This is a genomic window from Thermus thermamylovorans, from assembly GCF_004307015.1.
GTDB classification, from domain to species: Bacteria; Deinococcota; Deinococci; order Deinococcales; family Thermaceae; genus Thermus; species Thermus thermamylovorans.
Window position 1 is genome coordinate 34,761 of record NZ_SIJL01000006.1, and the last position, 18,820, is coordinate 53,580.

At 69.8% G+C, this 18,820-nt stretch carries 17 protein-coding genes; 6 read left to right on the forward strand and 11 right to left on the reverse strand.

The window, feature by feature from the left end; translation table 11 throughout:
- Nucleotides 1-66: 66 nt before the first annotated feature.
- The 6 genes from ETP66_RS05960 to ETP66_RS05985 form a co-directional block, all read right to left on the reverse strand.
- Nucleotides 67-780: an ABC transporter ATP-binding protein gene (locus ETP66_RS05960; protein ID WP_130841535.1), complete on the reverse strand. Its 714-nt coding sequence runs from the start codon at nt 778-780 to the stop codon at nt 67-69.
- A complete protein-coding gene (locus ETP66_RS05965) occupies nt 777-1,556 on the reverse strand; it encodes an ABC transporter ATP-binding protein (RefSeq protein ID WP_130841537.1) in 780 nt (259 codons plus the stop codon). Before ETP66_RS05965 ends, ETP66_RS05960 begins: the two co-directional genes overlap by 4 nt.
- Nucleotides 1,553-2,881: a branched-chain amino acid ABC transporter permease gene (locus tag ETP66_RS05970; protein ID WP_130841539.1), complete on the reverse strand. Its 1,329-nt coding sequence runs from the start codon at nt 2,879-2,881 to the stop codon at nt 1,553-1,555. Before ETP66_RS05970 ends, ETP66_RS05965 begins: the two co-directional genes overlap by 4 nt.
- Entirely contained in the window at nt 2,878-3,846 is a 969-nt protein-coding gene (locus tag ETP66_RS05975) for a branched-chain amino acid ABC transporter permease (protein ID WP_130841541.1), read from the reverse strand. Before ETP66_RS05975 ends, ETP66_RS05970 begins: the two co-directional genes overlap by 4 nt.
- Nucleotides 3,847-3,909: 63 nt before the next feature.
- Entirely contained in the window at nt 3,910-5,076 is a 1,167-nt protein-coding gene (locus ETP66_RS05980) for a branched-chain amino acid ABC transporter substrate-binding protein (protein WP_130841543.1), read from the reverse strand.
- 159 nt (nt 5,077-5,235) lie between these two features.
- Nucleotides 5,236-6,576: a glutamine synthetase family protein gene (locus tag ETP66_RS05985; RefSeq protein WP_130841545.1), complete on the reverse strand. Its 1,341-nt coding sequence runs from the start codon at nt 6,574-6,576 to the stop codon at nt 5,236-5,238.
- A gap of 199 nt (nt 6,577-6,775) precedes the next feature.
- On the opposite strand from ETP66_RS05985, the gene ETP66_RS05990 reads away from it, so the two are divergent.
- Nucleotides 6,776-8,431: a bifunctional metallophosphatase/5'-nucleotidase gene (locus tag ETP66_RS05990; protein ID WP_130841727.1), complete on the forward strand. Its 1,656-nt coding sequence runs from the start codon at nt 6,776-6,778 to the stop codon at nt 8,429-8,431.
- Between the two features lie 108 nt (nt 8,432-8,539).
- Here the strand turns inward: ETP66_RS05990 and ETP66_RS05995 are convergent, their stop codons facing one another.
- The 3 genes from ETP66_RS05995 to ETP66_RS06005 all read right to left on the reverse strand — a co-directional run bounded on the left by ETP66_RS05995 (nt 8,540) and on the right by ETP66_RS06005 (nt 11,002).
- Nucleotides 8,540-8,983 carry an MOSC domain-containing protein gene (locus tag ETP66_RS05995; RefSeq protein ID WP_130841547.1) on the reverse strand — a complete coding sequence of 148 codons (444 nt, stop codon included), beginning with the start codon at nt 8,981-8,983 and terminating at the stop codon, nt 8,540-8,542.
- Nucleotides 8,980-9,672, reverse strand: coding sequence for a c-type cytochrome (locus ETP66_RS06000; protein ID WP_130841549.1), 693 nt, complete (start codon nt 9,670-9,672; stop codon nt 8,980-8,982). The genes ETP66_RS05995 and ETP66_RS06000 overlap by 4 nt, the downstream gene beginning before the upstream one ends.
- Nucleotides 9,673-9,778: 106 nt before the next feature.
- Complete coding sequence (locus ETP66_RS06005; RefSeq protein ID WP_130841551.1) at nt 9,779-11,002, reverse strand: sulfite oxidase; 1,224 nt, start codon at nt 11,000-11,002, stop codon at nt 9,779-9,781.
- A 170-nt stretch (nt 11,003-11,172) separates the two neighbouring features.
- Between ETP66_RS06005 and mutS the strand changes: the two genes are divergently transcribed.
- Both mutS and mutL read left to right on the forward strand, forming a co-directional pair.
- Nucleotides 11,173-13,608, forward strand: a complete 2,436-nt coding sequence (gene mutS, locus ETP66_RS06010) for a DNA mismatch repair protein MutS (protein ID WP_201738480.1) — start codon at nt 11,173-11,175, stop codon at nt 13,606-13,608.
- Entirely contained in the window at nt 13,605-15,239 is a 1,635-nt protein-coding gene (gene mutL / locus ETP66_RS06015; RefSeq protein ID WP_130841555.1) for a DNA mismatch repair endonuclease MutL, read from the forward strand. Before mutS ends, mutL begins: the two co-directional genes overlap by 4 nt.
- Here the strand turns inward: mutL and rraA are convergent.
- On the reverse strand, nt 15,133-15,627 hold the full coding sequence (gene rraA, locus ETP66_RS06020) for a ribonuclease E activity regulator RraA (RefSeq protein WP_130841556.1): 495 nt from the start codon (nt 15,625-15,627) through the stop codon (nt 15,133-15,135). The genes mutL and rraA overlap by 107 nt on opposite strands.
- 18 nt (nt 15,628-15,645) lie before the next feature.
- On the opposite strand from rraA, the gene purU reads away from it, so the two are divergent.
- From purU to ETP66_RS06035, 3 genes are read left to right on the forward strand one after another with little or no spacing between them, the layout of a single operon-like run.
- A complete protein-coding gene (gene purU, locus ETP66_RS06025) occupies nt 15,646-16,503 on the forward strand; it encodes a formyltetrahydrofolate deformylase (RefSeq protein WP_130841558.1) in 858 nt (285 codons plus the stop codon).
- A 46-nt stretch (nt 16,504-16,549) separates the two neighbouring features.
- Nucleotides 16,550-17,773 (forward strand): S1C family serine protease, encoded by a 1,224-nt coding sequence (locus ETP66_RS06030; RefSeq protein WP_130841560.1) that lies wholly within the window; start codon nt 16,550-16,552, stop codon nt 17,771-17,773.
- Nucleotides 17,773-18,339 carry a GNAT family N-acetyltransferase gene (locus ETP66_RS06035; RefSeq protein WP_130841562.1) on the forward strand — a complete coding sequence of 189 codons (567 nt, stop codon included), beginning with the start codon at nt 17,773-17,775 and terminating at the stop codon, nt 18,337-18,339. Before ETP66_RS06030 ends, ETP66_RS06035 begins: the two co-directional genes overlap by 1 nt.
- On the opposite strand, the gene ETP66_RS06040 is transcribed toward ETP66_RS06035, so the two are convergent.
- Nucleotides 18,336-18,761, reverse strand: a complete 426-nt coding sequence (locus ETP66_RS06040) for a hypothetical protein (RefSeq protein ID WP_430731876.1) — start codon at nt 18,759-18,761, stop codon at nt 18,336-18,338. The two genes, ETP66_RS06035 and ETP66_RS06040, sit on opposite strands and share 4 nt — an antisense overlap.
- Nucleotides 18,762-18,820 lie beyond the last annotated feature (59 nt).

Here is an 18,820-nt window from a genome sequence, read left to right on the forward strand (position 1 = left end):
AGCCTGGGTATGGGGGGCAGAAGGCCTCCCGCCGGGGTCCTCCCGGCCCGGGTCGGGGTAGGGTCATCAACCCTCCCCCAGGTAGGCCTTCTGCACCTCGGGGTTTTGCGCCAGCTCCCGGGCGGGGCCCGAAAGGGTGACCTCCCCCGTGGCCAGCACGTAGCCCCGGTGGGCCACCTCTAGGGCCAGGCGGGCGTTTTGCTCCACCAGGAGGATGGTCCGCCCCTCCCGGTTAAGCCTTTGGATGATCTCGAAGATGAAGTCCACCAACACCGGGGCCAGGCCCATGGAAGGCTCGTCCAGGAGGAGAATCCGGGGGTCTTGCATGAGGGTGCGGCCGATGGCCAGCATCTGCTGCTCCCCTCCCGAAAGGGTCCCCCCTTTCTGGGCCCGGCGCTCGTAGAGGCGGGGGAAGAGCGCGTAGACCTCCTCCTTGCGCCTTTGCACCACCTTGCGGTCCCGCTCCAGGAAGGCCCCGATCTCCAGGTTCTCCTCCACGGTGAGCCGGGGGAAGACCCTGCGCCCCTCGGGCACGTGCCCCACCCCCAGGGCCACGATCTCGTGGGGGGGGAGGCGGTGGATGGGCCTTCCCCCGAAGAGCACCTCCCCCTGCCGGGGCCGCACCAGGCCGCTGATGGTGCGCAGGGTGGTGCTCTTGCCCGCCCCGTTGGCCCCGATGAGGGTGACGATCTCCCCCTGGGCCACGCTGAGGGAGACCCCCTTGAGGGCGTGGATGTGGCCGTAGTAGGCGTGGACGTCGCGGAGCTCCAGGAGGCTCACGCCCCACCCCCTGCCGCCCCCCGGCCCAGGTAGGCCTCGATCACCCGGGGGTCCTGACGCACCTCCCCCGGCGGGCCCTCGGCGATCTTGGCCCCCTGGTCCAAGACGGCGATCCGGTCGGAGATGCGCATCACCAGGCGCATGTCGTGCTCGATGAGGAGGATGGTGATACCGAGTTCGTCCCTCAGCCTCTGGATGAAGGCCTGGAGCTCCTCCGTTTCCTTGGGGTTCATGCCCGCGGCGGGCTCGTCCAGGAGGAGAAGCCTGGGCCTCAGGGCCAGGGCCCGGGCGATCTCCAGCTTGCGCTGCTCCCCGTAGGGGAGGTTGCGGGCCAGCTCCTCCTGGCGGTGGAGGAGGCCCACGTAGTCCAGAAGCCTTCTGGCCTCCTCCAGGGCCCGCCGTTCCTCCCGCCGGGCCAGGGGGGTGCGGAGGAGGGCGTGGAAGTAGGGGACGCGGATGTGGGTGTGCATTCCCACCAGGATGTTCTCCACAGCGGTCATGGCCCCGAAGAGGCGGATGTTCTGGAAGGTGCGTCCCACCCCCTCCCGGGCGATGCGGTCCGGGGGGAAGCCGGTTACGTCCTTGCCGAAGAGGAAGACCTGTCCCTCGTCCGGGGGGTAGATGCCCGTGAGGAGGTTGAAGAAGGTGGTCTTGCCCGCCCCGTTGGGGCCGATCACGGAGAAGATCTCTCCGGGCTTCACCTCCAGGCTCACCCCGTTCACCGCCACCAGCCCCCCGAAGCGCTTGCTGAGCCCCTGGACCTCGAGGGCCCTCATGCCTCCTCCATCTCCGCCCTATGGCGCCTTTCCGGGATGAGCCCCTGGGGCCGGAAGATCATCATGAGCACCAGGACCAGGCCGAAGACCAGGCGCTCGTACTTGGCGGGGTCCACCTGGCTGGGGATCTGCGGCAGGTTGGTGCGCACGAACTCGCTGAAGGTCTTGAGGAGGTCCAGGTTGAGGATGGTGAGGGCCGCCGCCCCCAGGATGGCCCCCGGGATGGAGCCCATCCCCCCCAGGATCACCATGGCCAGGATGGTGATGGAGGCCAGGAGGGTGAAGGACTCGGGGGAAACGAAGGTGCGCTGGGCGGCGAAGATCACCCCCATGGCCCCGGAGAAGGCCGCCCCGGTCATGAAAGCGATGAGCTTGGTGGGGAAGAGGGGAATGCCCATGGAGCGGGCGGCGATCTCGTCCTCACGGATGGCGGTCCAGGCGCGGCCGAAGCGGGAGTTCGCCAGGTTGAGGTTCACCAGGACCACGATCCCGATGATGAGGAGGACCAGGAGGTAGAAGAAGAGCTGGTAGTCCGTGGTGCGGTCCAGCCCCAGGCCCAAGGCGGCGGTGAGGTCGCGGAACCAGTCGATGGGGGGGCGCTCCACGGGGGTGATCCCCTGGGGGCCGTTGGTGAAGTTGATGGGGTGGTCCAGGTTGTTGGCCAGGATCCGCACCACCTCCCCCAGGCCCAGGGTGACGATGGCCAGGTAGTCCCCCCGGAGGCGCAGGGCGGGGAAGCCGATGAGGAGCCCGGTGAAGGCGGTGGTGACGATGGCCACCAGCATGAAGAGGTACATGTACTCCCCGGGGAGGGGGAAGTTCCCTTGCAGGAAGTTCCGCGCCTGGGGGGAACCGAAGATGGCCCAGGTGTAGGCTCCCACGGCGAAGAAGGCGGCGTAGCCCAGGTCCAGAAGCCCCGCCATCCCCACCACCACGTTGAGCCCCAGGGCCATGGCCGCGTAGATGCCGATCTGGATGCCCAGCTCGAAGATGAAGGTGTTGGCGAAGCCCGCCAGGGGGACGCTCACCAGGAGGATGGCCAAGCCCAAAAGGGCGCGGATCCAAAGGGGGATCCGGGGCAGGGTGGTGAGGGCCACCAGCACCCCCACCAGGCCGATGAGACCCAAGGTGTTCCCCGACTTCCAGAGGCTCAAGGTGAAGCCCAGGGTGAGGAAGGTGAGGGCCAGGGCCCGCGCCCGGGGGTCGGCGCGGCCCAGGGCCACCAGGGCCAGGACCCCGAGGCCGAGGAGGTGGGTCAGGGCCCCGGGGAAGAGGAGGGCAGGCCCCAGGTAGCCCAGGCTGAGGAGGAGGCCGAGGGCGCTCATACCTTCTCCCGCACCACCTGCCCCAGGAGGCCTTGGGGTCTCAGGAGCAGGATGAAGACCAGGATGAGGAAGGCCACCAGGTCCTTGTACTCTGTGCCGAAGTTGCCCGCGGTGAGGATGGGCAGGTAGGTGCCGAAAAAGTTCTCCAGCTGGCCCAGCACCAGCCCGCCCAGCATGGCCCCGGGGATGTTGCCGATGCCCCCAAGGACCGCGGCGGTGAAGGCCTTGAGGCCCGGGAGGAAGCCCACATAGGGGGTGATGGTGGTGTACTGCAGGGCGAAGAGTACCCCGGCCACCCCGCCCAGGGAGCCCCCCACCAGGAAGGTGCGGGAGATGACCCGGTCGGGGTCGATGCCCATGAGGCTTGCTGTCTGCAGGTCCTGGGCCACCGCCCGGATGGCCACCCCCAGCTTGGTGCGGTTCACCAGGTAGGTGAGGCCGAGGAGCATGGCCAGGGAGACGGCGATGAGGATCAGGGCCTTGGTCTGGACGAAGACCAAGCCCCCGAAGAGCTCGAAGGCGCCCTCCAGGTCCTCCAGGGTGCGCATGCGCAGGAAGAACTCGTTGTGCCAAAGCCCCTGGATGAGGCGGACCAGGTCCTGGAGGATGAAGGAGACTCCGATGGCCGTCACCAGGGGAACCAGGCGGTTGGTGGTGCCCCGCTTGCGCAAGGGACGGTAGGCGAAGCGCTCCACCAGGATGGCCGTGAGCCCCGCGATCAGCCCTCCCAGGACCAGGGCCAGGAGGAGGACCAGGTAGCCGCTCCCCAGGTGGGGAGCCAGGTAGCGGAAGACCTCCACCCCCACCACGGCCCCGATCATGAAGATCTCCGCGTGGGCGAAGTTGATGAGCTCCAGCACCCCGTAGACCATGGTGTACCCCAGGGCCACCATGGCGTAGACGAAGCCCAGGACCAGGCCGTCAAATACCACCTGGGGTAGCAGGATGAGAACCTGTTCCAGCAAACCGCCTCCTTTCTTCGGCCAGAGGGGGTGGCCCCAGGGCCACCCCCCGGGGCCGGAAACCCCCTACCGGCTGGCTGGGGGCGCCACCTCCACCACCCGCAGGAGCCGGTTGTCGGCCCAGTTGCCGCTAGGGGCCACCTGCATGATGAAGTACTTGGCCCGCCGGATGTCCCCCTTGTCGTCGAACTCGATGGCCCCGGTGAGGCCCTCCAGCCTTACCCGGCGCACCTCCTGGGCCACCTGCTCCCGGGTGGGCTTGCGACCCCCGCCCGCCCGGATGGCGTTCTCCAGGGCGGCCAGGATCACGTTGGCGGCATCGTAGGCGTAGATGCCGAAGCCCTCCGCCTCCTTGCCGAAGCGGCTCCGGAAGCGCTGGGCGAACTCCCGGGCCCGGGGGAAGGCGGAGACCGGCCCGGCCACGGTGGTGTAGTAGGTGCCGGCGGCGTTCTGCACCCCCGCCAGGCGCACGAACTCGCTGGAGTCCAGCCCGTCCCCGCCCATGACCCTGACCCTCAGGCCCCGGTCGCGGAGCTGCTTCACGAAGGGGCCGATCTGGCTGTAGATCCCCCCGAAGTAGACCAGCTGGGGGTTGGCCGCCCGGATCTGGTTGATGATGGGTACGAAGTTGGACTGCTCCTCCGTGCCCACGAAGCCCACCGACCGGCCTCCCAAGGCGGTGAAACGCCGCCGGAACTCCTCCGCCAGGCCCTGGCCGTACGCCGTTTTGTCGTGGATGACGAAGGCGGTGCGCACCTGCAGGTTGTTGTAGGCGTACTCCGCCCCCGCCGGGCCCTGCACGTCGTCGCGGCCGCAGATGCGGTTCACGTTGGGCAGCCTGCGGTCGGTGATCAGGGGGTTGGTGTTGGCCGGGGAGACCATGACCAGGCTTACCCGGTTGTACACCTCGCTGGCGGGGATGGCCACTCCCGAGTTCAGGTGCCCCACCACCCCCAGGATGTCGGGGTCGTTGATGATGCGGTTGGCGTTGGCCACCCCCACGTCGGGGTTGGCCTGGTCGTCGTAGGGCACGAGCTGGAGCTCAAAGCCCAGCTGCCTAAAGCGGGCCCGGGCCTCCTCCACCGCCAGCTCCGCTCCCAGCTTGATCTGCTCTCCCAGGGCGGCCTGGGGGCCGGAGAGGGGGGACTGGGTGGCGATCTTGATGACGTTGGCCTGGCCCAGGGCTACGCCCAAGGCGACCGCACCTGCTACCAGAAGGCCGATTGTCCTCATACACGCACCTCCAACCGTGCCCGTTCGCACGCGCCTTCGCGTTGCGGCCCCATTTTAAGAGGGGGGTAGCGGCGCTTGTCAATGCCCCCTGGGTAAGTTTATGCGCTGACTGAAGGGTCAGCCCCCCCGCGGATAGGAGGGGGGGCTGGATACCCCCTCTCAGTAAGTGGCCAGGTAGCGGTCCAGCTCCCACTGATGGACCGTGACCCGGTAGTCGTCCCACTCCATCTGCTTGGCCTGGACGAAGTGGCTGTACACGTGCTCCCCCAAGGCCTCGCGGATCACCGGGTCCTTCCTCAGGGCTTCCAGGGCCTCCCGGAGGGTGCCGGGCAGCTCACGGATCTTGTGCTTGCGCCGCTCCCGCACGCTCATGTGGTAGATGTTGCGCTGTACAGGGGGCGGGGGGAGGAGGCCGCGCTCGATCCCGTCCAGGCCCGCCGCGGCCATCACCGCCAGGGCCAGGTAGGGGTTGCAGGAGGGGTCGGGCATCCTGAGCTCCGCCCGGGTGCCCACGCCCCGGCGGGCGGGGATGCGGATCATGGCGGAGCGGTTGGAGGCGGACCAGGCGATGTTGGTGGGGGCCTCGTACCCCGGGGTGAGGCGCTTGTAGGAGTTCACCAGGGGGTTGGTGATGGCCACCATGCCCTCCGCGTGCTCCAGGAGGCCGGCGATGAAGTGGAGGGCGGTCCGGGAGAGCTGGTACTCGGCCTCGGGGTCGTAGAAGGCGTTCTGGCCGTCCTTGAAGAGGGAGAGGTGGGTGTGCATGCCGCTGCCGTTGATGCCCCGGATGGGCTTGGGCAGGAAGGTGGCGTGGAGGCCGTGGTTCAGGGCGATGCGCTTGACCACCCACTTGAAGGTGGCGATGTTGTCGGCGGTGGTGAGGGCGTCGGCGTACTTGAAGTCGATCTCGTGCTGCCCCGGGGCCACCTCGTGGTGGGCGGCCTCGATCTCGAAGCCCATGGCCACCAGGGCGTTCACCATGTCCCGCTTGGCCTCCTCCCCCTTGTCGATGGGGGCCAGGTCGAAGTAGCCCGCCCGGTCGTGGGTCTCCACCGTGGGCAGGCCCTCGGGGGTCCTGAGGAAGAGGAAGAACTCCGGCTCTGGCCCCGCGTACATGTTGTCAAAGCCAAGCTTTTGCAAACGCTCCACCTGGCGCTTGAGCACGTACCGGGGGTCCCCCTCGAAGGGGCGGCCGTCGGGGTAGGTCACATCGCAGATGAGCCGGGCCGCCCGCCCCCGCCCCCCGTTTTCCAGGCCCTCGGGGAGGAGGACGAAGGTGTTGTAGTCGGGCTTGAGGAGCATGTCCGACTCCTCGATCCGGGTGAAGCCCTCGATGGAGGAGCCGTCGAACATGATCTCCCCGTCCAGGGCCTTTTCGAACTGGGACTCCGGCACCTCCACGTTCTTGACCACCCCTAGGATATCGGTGATCTGCAACCGCAAAAACTTAACGCCTTCCTCCTTGAGGATCCCGAGGATTTCCGCCTTAGTGTATCCCATAGTCCGCCTCCCTTGCCAAGCTAGCCGGCAGAAAGAGGGCTAAAAGCCGACTAGCTGTGCAAAGTGTACGGCAAAGATTCGCCCTTTGTCAATCTTTAGTGGTACGCATGTCCTTGCAGATCGGCGGGCTGCCCCAGCCTCCCCCTTGACCGGCCTCTGACCGGGGCCGGAGTAGACTGGTCCTCGGAGGGTTGGTATGGTGAAACGGCGCGCGTTGCTCAAGGCGGGAGCCGCTTGGGGGGTCCTGGGCTTAGGCCTGGGGCGGGCCCAGGGGGCCTTTACCCTGACCCTGGTGCACACCAACGACACCCACGCCCACCTGGAGCCCACCGAGCTCACCCTCTCGGGCCAGCGGGTCCGGGTGGGGGGGGTGGCCCAGCGCATCGCCTTCTTCGATCGCCTGCGCACCGCCCGCAGGAACGTCCTCTTCCTGGACGCAGGGGATGTGTTCCAGGGCACCCTCTACTTCAACCAGTACCGGGGCCTGGCGGACCGCTTCTTCATGCACCGGGCCCTGTACCGGGTGATGGCCCTGGGGAACCACGAGTTCAACCTGGGACCGGGGCACCTGGCGGAGTTCGTCCGCGGGGCTCGGTTCCAGGTGGTCTCCGCCAACCTGGGCCTGGAGCGGGAGCCCAGGCTCAAGGGCCTGGTGGCCCCCTTCGCCGTCGTCAGCGTGGGCGGGGAGCGGGTGGGGGTGGTGGGCCTCACCACCCCGGACACCGCGGTGATCTCCAACCCCGGGCCTACCGTGGACTTCCTGGACCCTTACGAGAGCGCCCAGAAGGCGGTCTACGAGCTCCTCCGGCGGGGGGTGAACAAGATCGTGGTCCTCTCCCATCTGGGCTACGGGGAGGACCTGAGGCTGGCCCGGCGGCTGGTGGGGGCCCAGGTGATCGTGGGGGGGCACTCCCACACCCTCCTGGGGAGCTTCCCCCACCGGGAGCTCAGCCCCGCGGGGCCCTACCCCACGGTGGTGAAAAACCCCGAGGGCAAGGACGTGCTGGTGGTCCAGGCCTGGGAGTGGGGGAAGGTGGTGGGGGTCCTGGAGCTCGCCTTCGACGCCCGGGGGGAGCTTGTGGCCTACAAGGGGGAGCCCTTCCTCATGACCCCAGAGGTCTCCCCCGAGGACTTCTTCGCCCGGGAGGCCCTTCTGGCTTACGCCGCTCCGGTCCGGGCCCTGATGGGGCAGGTGGTAGCCGAGGCCCGGGTGGACCTGGTGGGGGAGAGAGAGGTGGTGCGCCGGCGGGAGAGCAACCTGGGCAACCTCATCGCCGACGGCATGCTCTGGAAGACCCGGGGAGCGGGCACCCAGATCGCCCTGCAAAACGGCGGGGGCATCCGCGCCTCCATCCCCAGGGGCCCCATCACCGTGGCCAAGGTGTACGAGGTGCTGCCCTTCGGCAACACCCTGGTGGTCATGGACCTGAAGGGGCGGGAGATCAAGGCGGCCCTGGAAAACGGGGTTTCCCAGTGGGAGGGGACGGCGGGCCGCTTCCTGCAGGTGGCGGGGCTGCGCTACGCCTTCGACCTCTCCCGCCCCGCAGGCGACCGGGTGGTGCGGGTGGAGGTGCGGACCGAGAGGGGTTTCGTCCCCCTGGACCTCGAGGCCACCTACCGGGTGGTGGTGAACAACTTCATCGCCGCCGGGGGCGACGGCTTCGCCGTCCTCCGGGACGCCCAGGGCTACCGGGTGGATACCGGCTTCGCCGACGCCGAGGCCTTCATGGAGTACCTGGGGGAGCTGAGGGCGGTGGAGGTGGTCTTGGAGGGCCGCATCGAGGTCCTGAACGAGCCCCGGGGCAGGCGGCCCGCCTACTGGGCCTACCGGGTTCCCGGGTGGGTGGGGGCCTGATAGCGGCCCGCCCTGGGCGGGGCGGGAGCCCCAAGGCTTCTAAAGGAGCAGGAGGGGTTGGACCAAGGGGGGTACGAGGCCTCTGGGAACCCCCGAGGCCTTCCCCCCTTAGCGGGTTTCCACCAAGGCCCTCACCGGGTCCCCCACCCGCACCCGGCCCCCTTCCAGCACCCGGGCGTAGAGGCCCCGCCCCCCGTAGAGGAGCTTGGGCAGGCGCAGGTCCCACTGGGAAAGGCTCTTGCAGACCGTGCACGGGTAGGTGAGCTCCAGGAGGGCTTCCCCCACCCGGAGCCTGGCCCCTGGGGGCAGGGCGTGGGGGTCCAGGTCCAAAAGGAGGTTTTCTCCCAGGGCCCCGTAAGGGAGGTGGATCCCCGCGCCCTTGGCCTTGGCGTAGGCCGGAAGGCCGGCTACCAAGAGGGCGCGCTCGGGATCCTTCCCGGCGTGGCGGTCCCCCTGGGCCCCAAAGCCCGCAAGCAGGTCCAAGGCCTCCACCTGGGCCTTAGGCAGTCCCGGCTCCAGGCCCAGGTGGAGGGAAACCACCCGCCCCGTCATGGCAGCCCGAGTCCCCGGCGCAGGGCCAGTACCTCCTCAGGGGAGCGGGGATTCTCCCGGGCGGCTTTGACCTCCTCCGGGGTGTAGGGGCGGAAGCCTGGGGGGGCTCCCCAGGCGGCCAGGTGGTTGAGGACCAGGGCGAGCTCCTCGTCGGATAGCCAAGCGAAGCCCGGCATGACCCCATCGTAGGCCTGGCCCAGCACCCGGATGGGCCCCTGTACCCCGTAGAGGACGGAGAGGAGCAGGTAGTCCCGGCCGCCCTCTGCCCGCAACAGGACCTCCACGTGGCCCCGAAGGGGGGGAAAGGCAGGGGGGTTACCCTCTCCCTGGGGGCCATGGCAGCCCACGCAGTTGGCGTACACCTGGGCCCCGGTCCGCTGGACGGGGGTCTCGGCCTGGGCGGGAGGGGGCGGGGGCTCGGTGCCCAGGTAGGTGGCCAGGTAGTCCAGGATGGCCGCCCGCTCCTCGCCGGTGAGCTGGAGCCCTTGGAGCTCCATCTCCCGGACCACGGCATCCCAGCGTTCCCGGGATAACCTCTCCCGGGCCACCAAACCGATGTCGTGGCAGGCCTGGCACTTGGCCAGGACCAGATCCTTCCCCGGGCCCTCGGGTAGGGTGAATTGGCTAAAGGCCAGGTAGCCGAAAAGCCCTAGGGTGAGAAGACCAAGGGGGAAGAGAACTCGCTTCATGGCTTGCGCCTACGCTACCCCCCAGGGGGGAGACCCTGCTTTTCCCGAACGGGGCGGCGGGGAGAGCCAAAAGCTCCCGGCAGGCTGCCGGGAGCCCCGCATGCCTCTAGGCCACGGTGAACTTGACCCGCATCACCCCATTCCACTCGTAGCCGCGCTCGTTCCAGGCCAGGTTGCCGTCCAGGGGCTGGGTGCGGCCCAGGGCGTCCACCGCCCGGACCATGACCTCGTGCTCGCCGGGGCGCAGGAAGAGGCTGGCCCGCCAGCCCACCCAGCCGAAGCCCTTTTCCCGGCGGTCCAGACGGGCCTGGGACCAGCTTCGCCCCCCGTTGGTGGAGACCTCCACGGCCACGATGGGGGCGATGCCGTCGTTGAAGGCCACCCCTTCCACCCGGACCAGGGGGCCTTCCACCCGCTGGCCCTCGAGGGGGGCGAAGATAAAGCTGTTGATGGTGACAAGCCAGTTGGGCCGGGAGTTTTGGAAGGTGTAGGGGTAGGGCCGCCCTGGCTCCTGGGGCAGGAAGGGCACGTTGGCTCCCATGATGGTGGGCACGCGGTAGCGGGGCATCTGCTCGGCGGTGGTATTCTCCGCCTCGGTGAACTCAATTTTCTGTATCCACTTTACGTTATTTACCCCGAAGTACCCGGGGAAGACCAAGCGCACCGGGCCACCGTGGACCGCGGGCAAGGGCTCCCCGTTCATGGAGAGGGCCAGAAGGGCGTTCTCCAAGGCGTGGATGGGCACGGAGCGCACGAACTCCGGCGCCCCGCCCTGGCGGCTGGCGTGGGCGGTGATGTAGAAGGCCCGCTCGCCCAGCCGTACCCCCTTGGCTTCCAGGAGGTCCTTGAGCCGCACCCCCCGGAAGGTGGCGTTGCCCATGCCTCCCCGCCCCCAAGGGTTGCCCGAGGCCCGGGGTTGGAAGAAGGAGCGGCCGTTGCCCGAGCACTGCAGGACCATGGTCACCTCGTGCTGGGGCAGGGCGAGGAGCTCCCGGGCCTCAAAGGTGAAGGGCTGGCTCACCTGGCCGCCCACCTCCACCTGCCAGCCTTCCAGGCTGGCCCCCTCCACGGTGTTGAACCCCGGCAGATCTACGTTGTTGCGGATGAAGAAAAGCTCCTTGGGGGTGCGCTGGGGATTGGCTACCAGGAGGTCGTAGGGAGTCTCCAGGACCACGGGCCTTTGGGAAAGGACCAAGAGTCTGGGGTTCTTACCCCGCACCAGCTGGTCCGCGGTGGGCGCCTGCTGGGCCAGGCCCCGGCCCCCCGCAGCCAGGAAAGCCGCCCCCAAGCCCATGAGCTTGAGGGTGGTACGCCGGTTCAGGTTCGTCATGCGGGCTCCGCCTCCTTTCCAGGACATTTGTCCTTTACTCCCCCATACCTTACCCGTGCAACCTTACCCCTGTCAAGGGAGGCTTGGTTGGTCCGCTGGCGCACCTTGGCTCAAGGGTATCGCCAAGGGGGTGCCGGCCCCGGGGCCTCGGAGCCGGGGCAGGGGTTATCATGGGAGGCATGCTCAAGGGCGAAGGGCCAGGCCCCCTGCCTCCTCTCCTTCAGCAATACGTGGAGCTCCGGGACCGCTACCCCGAGTACCTCCTCCTCTTCCAGGTGGGGGACTTCTACGAGTGCTTCGGGGAAGACGCGGAGAGGCTGGCCCGGGCCCTGGGCCTCGCCCTCACCCACAAGACCAGCAAGGACTTCACCACCCCCATGGCGGGGATCCCCATAAGGGCCTTCGACGCCTACGCCGAGCGGCTCCTGAAACTCGGCTTCCGCCTGGCGGTGGCCGACCAGGTGGAACCCGCCGAGGCGGCCGAGGGCTTGGTGCGGCGGGAGGTGACCCAGCTCCTCACCCCGGGCACCCTGGTGCAGGAAGCCCTCCTGCCCAGGGAGGCCAACTACCTGGCGGCCGTCGCCACCGGGGACGGGTGGGGGGTGGCCTTCCTGGACGTGTCCACAGGGGAGTTCAAGGGGACCCTCCTCAAGGGCAGGAGTGCCCTTTACGACGAGCTCTTCCGCCACCGTCCCGCCGAGGTCCTCCTGGCCCCGGAGCTCCGGGATAATCCGGAGTTTTTGGAGGAATTTCGCAAGCGCTTCCCCGTCATGCTCTCCGAGGCCCCTTTTGAGCCGGAAGGGGAAGGCCCTCTGGCCCTCCGCCGGGCCCAGGGGGCCCTCCTGGCCTACGCGGCCCGGACCCAAGGGGGAGGTTTCACCCCCAGGCCCTTCTGTTCCTACGACCCGGGGGCTTTCATGCACCTGCCGGAGGCCACCTTGAGGGCCCTGGAGGTCTTCGAGCCCCTCCGGGGCCAGGATACCCTCTTCGGGGTCCTGGACGAGACCCGTACCGCCCCAGGCCGTAGGCTCCTCCAGAGCTGGCTCCGCCACCCCCTTCTGGACCGGGGGCCCCTGGAGGCCAGGCTGGTCCGGGTAGAGCGCTTCGTGCGGGAGGGAGCCCTCAGGGAAGAGGTCAGGCGGCGCCTCTTCCGCCTGGCGGACCTGGAGCGCCTCGCCACCCGGCTGGAGCTGGGGCGGGCCGGGCCCAAGGACCTGGCCGCTCTCCGCCGCAGCCTGGAGATCCTGCCCGGGATCGGGGCCCTCCTGGGCGAGGAGGCGGCCCTGCCCGACCTCTCCGCCCTCCGGGATGAGCTGCGGGCGGCCCTGGTGGACGAGCCTCCCCTCAAGCTTTCCGAAGGGGGCCTGATCCGCGAGGGATATGACCCCCATTTGGACGCCTTGCGTGGGGCCCAGCGTGAGGGGGTGGCCTACTTCCTGGAGCTGGAGGAGAGGGAAAGGGCCAGGACCGGTATCCCCACCCTCAAGGTGGGCTACAACGCCGTTTTCGGCTACCACCTGGAGGTGACCCGCCCCTACTACGAGCGGGTGCCCCCGGAGTACCGCCCGGTGCAGACCCTCAAGGACCGGCAGCGCTACACCCTGCCGGAGATGAGGGAGCGGGAAAGGGAGCTCTACCGCCTCGAGGCCCAGGTCCGCCGCCGGGAGGAGGAGCTTTTCCTGCAGGTGCGGGAGCGGGCCCGGGGGGAGGCCGAGGCCCTCAGGGAGGCGGCCAGGATCCTAGCGGAGCTGGACGTCTACGCCGCCCTCGCCGAGGTGGCGGTGCGCCAGGGCTACGTGCGCCCCCGCTTTGGGGAGCGCCTCCTTATCCGCGCCGGGCGGCACCCGGTGGTGGAGCGGAAGACCCCCTTCGTCCCCAACGACCTGGAGACGGGAGGCGAGCTTGTCCTGGTCACGGGGCCCAACATGGCGGGGAAGAGCACTTTCCTGCGGCAGACGGCCCTCATCGCCCTCCTGGCCCAGATCGGGAGCTTCGTGCCCGCGGAGGAGGCGGAGCTTCCCCTTTTTGACCGCATCCTCACCCGCATCGGGGCCGCGGACGACCTGGCCGGGGGCAGGAGCACCTTCATGGTGGAGATGGAGGAGGTGGCCCTGATCCTCAAGGAGGCCACGGAGCAAAGCCTCGTCCTCCTGGACGAGGTGGGCCGGGGCACCTCCAGCCTGGACGGGGTGGCCATCGCCACCGCGGTGGCCGAGGCCCTGCACGAGAGGCGGTGCTACGCCCTCTTCGCTACCCACTACTTCGAGCTCACCGCCCTGCCCCTGCCCCGGCTCAAGAACCTGCACGTGGCCGCCAAGGAGGAGGCGGGGGGGCTCACCTTCTACCACCAGGTCCTCCCTGGCCCCGCCTCCAAGAGCTACGGGGTGGAGGTGGCCCGCCTGGCGGGGCTGCCCAAGGAGGTGGTGGAGCGGGCCAGGGCCCTCCTCCAGGCCATGGCTGCCCGGCGGGAAGGTCCGGGGGAGGCGGCCCTGGAGCGGCTTTTGACCCTGGACCCCGACCGCCTCACCCCCTTGGAGGCCCTCCGCCTCCTCCACGAGCTCAAGGCCTTGGCCCTGGGCCTCCCCTTGGATACCATGAAGGGGTGATCCGCCCCCTCCCCGAGGAGCTCCGCGGCCTCCTGGCCCGGGGCGAGGTGCTCCTTGGGGTGAAGGACGCCGTGCGGGAACTTCTGGAGAACGCCCTGGACGCCGGGGCCCGGAGGGTGCGGGTGGAGCTTTGGGGCGGGGGGCTGGAACGGCTCGCGGTGGAGGACGACGGGGCGGGCATTCCTCTGGAGGAGCTCCCCTTGGCGGTGGAGCCCTTCGCCACCAGCAAGCTCACCGATCCCGCCCACATCACCACGTTGGGTTTCCGGGGCCAAGCCCTCTACGCCCTCCGCCAGGCGGCTCTCCTGCGCCTGCGCTCGAGGCCCCGGGGGCAGGTGGGGGGAGGGCTTCTCCTGGTGCAGGGGGACCGGGTGGAGCTCAAAGAGGTGCCCGCCCCTCCGGGCACCTGGGTGGAGGCGGTGGGCCTCTTCCGGGGGGAGGGGAGGGATCCCGCCCGGGAGGCCCGGGGGGTGCTGGACCTCCTCCGGCGCTACCTTCTCCACCACCCCTTCCTCTCCCTGGCCCTCTTCGCCGAGGGGGAGGCCCGGCTCCTCTTCCCCGGGGCGGGCCTAAGGGAGGCCGCCCGGCTCGCCTTCGGCCCGGTGCTTTCCGCAAGGCTCCTCCCCCTGGAGGCGGAGGCGGGGGGGATGCGCCTCCAGGGCCTCCTCTCCGGGCCCCAGGCCTCCCGCACCCGGCCCGACCTCCTCTTCCTGGCGGTGAACGGCAGGCCCGTGGCCTGGCCGGAAGGGCTTCTCAAGGCCCTCCGCCGGGCCTACCGCGAGCTCCTCCCCGAGGGGCACTTTCCCGTGGGGGCAGTGAACCTCTCCCTACCCCCAGGCCTCTTCCGCCTGCGTCTGGACGCCCGCAAGGAGGAGGTGGAGGTGGCCCGGGAGGTGGAGGCCCTTCTGGGGGAGGCCGTGGGGGGGCTCTTCGCCCGCCTGGGGCTGGCCCGAGCCCTACCGGAGCCCAAGCCCCTCCTGCCCTTAAGCCCCCCCACCCCTTCGGGCCTGCCCCGCCTGCGCTACCTGGCCCAGTTCCGGGAAAGTTACCTCCTGGCCCAGGGGGAGGACACCCTCTACGTGGTGGACCAGCACGCCGCCCACGAGCGGGTCATCTTCGAGGAGTTCCAAAGGCGCCTGGAGGCGGAGGGGCCGAAGCCCCTGCCCTACCCGGTGCTGGTGGAGCTTTCCCCGGAGGAGGAGGCCCTGCTGGGAGGAGAGGCGCTTGCCGCCCTCTTCGCCCACGAGGCCTTCGGCCCGGGGCGGGTGCGCCTCCTCGCCGCCCCCGCCTTCCTCCACCCCTACCCCCTTCTCCTGCCCGAGGTCTTCCGGGAGGCCCTGAGGGGGGAGGGGAGGAACCTCCGGGGGCTGCTGGCCCGCCTGGCCTGCCTGCCCGCGGTGAAGGCGGGCCACCCCCTGGGGGGCGCCCAGGGCCAGGCCCTCCTGGACGCCCTCCTGGCCTGCCGCACCCCCTGGGTCTGTCCCCACGGGAGGCCCGTCCTCCTGGCCCTCAAGGAGGAGGACCTCATCCGCCGCTTTGGCCGCCGTTCGGGGGCCCGGGCAGGAGGAGAAGCCCGTCCTCGTCCGCCAGGAGAAAATTCCCCGGAAGCACCCTGGCCCAAGGAAGGCTGAGGGGCACGTCCACCTCCCCCCGGCCCTCCTTGGCGCTCCGCCTGGGGGTGGCGGCCAGGGCCAGGAGGCCGATGGGCACTTCCTTGAGCTCCTCCACATCCCGCACCGCCCCGTGGACCACCACCCCGGCCCAGCCCCTCTCCCAGGCCAGCCGGGCCAGGTTGCCCCCGAGGAGGGCGGTGCGCAAGGAGCCTCCCCCGTCCACTACCAGCACCTGGCCCTGGCCTCCCGTTTCCAGGACCTCGCGCACCCGGGCGTTGTCCTCCCACACCTTCAGGGTGCGCACCCGCCCGGCGAAGCGGGCCCTGGCGCCGAAGCTCCGGTAGACCATGGGGAGGGTTTCCCCCTCGGGGTGCAGGTCGGAGAGGTCCGCTGTGCGCCACTCCATGGGGATATAGTAGCCCCCATGGACGAGGCCCGCCTCCTCATCACCTGCCCCGACCGTCCCGGCATCGTGGCGGCGGTTTCCGGCTTCCTCTACGCCCACGGGGCCAACATCACCGAGCTGCAGCAGCACTCCACCGACCCCGAAGGGGGGACCTTCTTCATGCGCCTGGCCTTCACCCTGCGCCATCTGGACCTCTCCCGCCCCGCCCTGGAGCGGGCCTTCCGGGAGGTGGTGGCGGAGCGCTTCGCCATGGCCTGGCGCATCGCTTACGCCTCGGAGCGGAAGCGGGTGGCCGTCCTGGTCTCCAAGCCGGCCCACGCTCTCCTGGAGCTCCTTTGGCGCTACCGGGTGGGGGAGCTGCCCATGGACCTGCGCCTGGTCATCTCCAACCACCCCCACCACCGGGAGGAGGTGGAGCGCTTCGGGGTGGCCTACCACCACGTGCCCGTGGCGGCGGGAGGGAAGGAGGAAGCCGAGGAGAGGATGCTGGCCCTCCTGGAGGCGGGGGGGGTGGAGGTGGTGGTCCTGGCCCGCTACATGCAGGTCCTTTCTCCCCGCTTCGTGGCCCGGTACCCCATGCGGATCCTCAACATCCACCACTCCTTCCTCCCCGCCTTCGCCGGGGCGGACCCCTACCGCCAGGCCCACGAGCGGGGGGTGAAGCTCATCGGGGCCACGGCCCACTACGTCACCGAGGAGCTGGACGGGGGGCCCATCATCGAGCAGGACGTGGTGCGGGTCTCCCACCGCCACTCCGTGGCGGAGATGCGGAGGCTCGGGCGGGAGCTGGAGCGCACCGTCTTGGCGCGGGCCGTGCGCTGGCACCTGGAAGACCGCATCCTGGTCCACGGCAACAAGACGGTGGTCTTCGTCTAATCGCTCCCTAACGGGGCGGGCGTAAGGTGAGGCCAGGAGGTGGCGCGTGAACCTCGGCCGATCCTTTGTGGGTTTCCTGGTGCTCGCCCTCCTGGCAGGGGCGGTGCTCTGGTGGGGCCTTTCCACAGGCCAGGAGCGTTCCCCGGCGGCTTCCCCGGTCCCCCAGGAGGCCGAGCCCGGCCTTCTGGAGTACGAGCGCAACACGGTGGAGATCGTGGAGCGTTACGGCAAAGGGGTGGTTTTCGTGGCGGTGCGGACCGCTCCCCAGCCCTTAGCCCTTCCCCCGGGCCTGGAGTTCTTCGCCCCCTTTTTGCAACTCCCTCCCCGGGAGGGCTCGGGTTCGGGCTTCGTGATCGACGGGGAGGGGCACATCCTCACCAACTACCACGTGGTCCAGGGAGCCCAGGAGATCACCGTGCGCTTCCACGGGGACCCCCAGGAGTACCGGGCCCGCCTGGTGGGGGCGGCCCCGCCCTTGGACCTGGCCCTCATCCGGGTGGAAGCCCCAAAGGAGCAGCTCGTGCCCCTGGTCCTGGGGGACTCGGACCGCATCCGCGTGGGGCAGAAGGCCATCGCCATGGGCAACCCCTTCGGCCTGGAGTTCACCGTGACCCAGGGGATCGTCTCCGCCATCCGGGAGAACCCCGGGGCCATCGGGGACGAGACCGGCCTGGTGCCCCAGGTGATCCAGACCGATGCCGCCATCAACCCGGGGAACTCCGGGGGGCCCCTGCTCAACTCCCGGGGGGAGGTGATCGGCATCAACACCGCCATCCTCACCCCCACGGGCCAGTTCGGAGCCGCCCAGTTCGCCGGGGTGGGGTTCGCCCTGCCCATCAACCTGGTGAAGGCCTACCTGCCCGAGCTCAAGGCGGGCCGCACCCTCACCGCACAGGAGATCATAAGGAGCCGCCCCCGGCTCGGGGTTTCCCTGGTGCCCCTCTCCGCCTATCCCGAAAGGCTCAGGCAGCAGCACGGCCTGCCGGCCACCGGCCTCATGGTGCAGGAGGTGGAGCGGAACAGCCCCGCGGAGCGGGCGGGCCTCCGCCCGCCCAGCCGCTTCGCCTTCCTCCAGCTGCCCACGGGGGAGGCCCTGCAGGTGGGGCTGGACGGGGACGTGCTCCTGGAAGCCGACGGCGTTCCCCTCACCTCCATCGCCCGCCTGCGCCAGGTCCTCTTCGCCAAGGTCCCGGGGGAGGAGGTGGTCCTGCGGGTCTGGCGGCAAGGGGAGGTCCTGACCCTCCGGGCTTCTCCCCAGGTCCTGCCCTGATGGGCTTCTGGGAGCGGGCCCCCCTGCGCCTGCGGCGCTACCTGGTTTACTGGCGGGAAGGCTCCTGGCCCTCCGTTACCCCTTCCCCGGGGGTGGCCCTGGAGCCCGTGAGTCCTGAGCTTTTGCCCCGCCTGCCGGAGGCGGTGGACGGCTTCCACCCGGGAAGGCCCCGGCCCGTGCGTACCCTCTTCGCCGACTACCTCCTCTGGGGGCACCGGGGGGTGGTCCTCTGGGCCGAGGGGGCCTACGCCGGGCACCTCTGGCTCCGCCCTCCCGGTACCCCCCCACCCCCCCACCTTCCTTGGGGGTTTCTGCCGGAGCCCCTCTTTTGGGCCTACGACGCCTTCGTCCTACCCCCCTTCCGGGGCCGGGGTCTGATCCGCCTGGCCCTAGCCGGGCTTTGCCAGGGGGTGGAAGAGGTCTACGCCGAGGTCCATCCGGAGAACCGGGCTGCCCGGAGGAGCCTCGAGGCCACGGGCTTCCGCCCCGCGGGCCTGCTCAACGTCCTCATCCTGGGGGTGCCGCGGCTGCGCTGGTGGCGGTTCGCCCGCTTCCGCCCCCTCTAGGGAGGCCAGAGGAGCCTGGCCCGCAGGCATCCCCCCTGGGCGCGGAACCAGGTACCCCCCAGGTACAAGACGACCCCCACCTCCGAGCAGTAGGCCAGGACCCGGTGCCTTTGCCCTGCCAGGGCCTCGTTCCAGGGGTATTCCCCTCCGGTGTAGTAGGCCTCCGTTTCCGGGTCGGCGTAGGCGCGAAAACCGGCAAACCGCCAGGGAAGCCCAAACTCCAGCAGCACGGGCCTCCCGGTTACCGAGTGCACGAACTCCACCCGCCCCCCGTCCCAGGGGGCGAGTAGGAGGAGGCTTCGCTCCCCCTCCCCCACCACCTCCACCACCCGGGCCAGGGCCAGGAAGGCCAGAAGGAGCCAAAAGGCCCAGCTCCCAAGGAGGAGCCGGGCCGCTTTGGGTAAGGAAGTCCGTGCCCTCACCTTCGGCTAGGGCCCCTTGCTCAAGTCCGGGAACCTTTCCCCCAAAAGGGGGTCCGATC

Bases quoted from the DNA above. Each gene is read 5' to 3' on its own strand.
- ETP66_RS05985 (WP_130841545.1), bottom strand. From the start codon at position 6,576: ATGGGATACACTAAGGCGGAAATCCTCGGGATCCTCAAGGAGGAAGGC.
- ETP66_RS05980 (WP_130841543.1), bottom strand. From the start codon at position 5,076: ATGAGGACAATCGGCCTTCTGGTAGCAGGTGCGGTCGCCTTGGGCGTA.
- ETP66_RS05970 (WP_130841539.1), bottom strand. From the start codon at position 2,881: ATGAGCGCCCTCGGCCTCCTCCTCAGCCTGGGCTACCTGGGGCCTGCC.
- purU (WP_130841558.1), top strand. From the start codon at position 15,646: ATGGACGAGGCCCGCCTCCTCATCACCTGCCCCGACCGTCCCGGCATC.
- ETP66_RS05965 (WP_130841537.1), bottom strand. From the start codon at position 1,556: ATGAGGGCCCTCGAGGTCCAGGGGCTCAGCAAGCGCTTCGGGGGGCTG.
- ETP66_RS06035 (WP_130841562.1), top strand. From the start codon at position 17,773: ATGGGCTTCTGGGAGCGGGCCCCCCTGCGCCTGCGGCGCTACCTGGTT.
- ETP66_RS05995 (WP_130841547.1), bottom strand. From the start codon at position 8,983: ATGACGGGGCGGGTGGTTTCCCTCCACCTGGGCCTGGAGCCGGGACTG.
- ETP66_RS06000 (WP_130841549.1), bottom strand. From the start codon at position 9,672: ATGAAGCGAGTTCTCTTCCCCCTTGGTCTTCTCACCCTAGGGCTTTTC.
- mutS (WP_201738480.1), top strand. From the start codon at position 11,173: ATGGGAGGCATGCTCAAGGGCGAAGGGCCAGGCCCCCTGCCTCCTCTC.
- rraA (WP_130841556.1), bottom strand. From the start codon at position 15,627: ATGGAGTGGCGCACAGCGGACCTCTCCGACCTGCACCCCGAGGGGGAA.
- ETP66_RS06005 (WP_130841551.1), bottom strand. From the start codon at position 11,002: ATGACGAACCTGAACCGGCGTACCACCCTCAAGCTCATGGGCTTGGGG.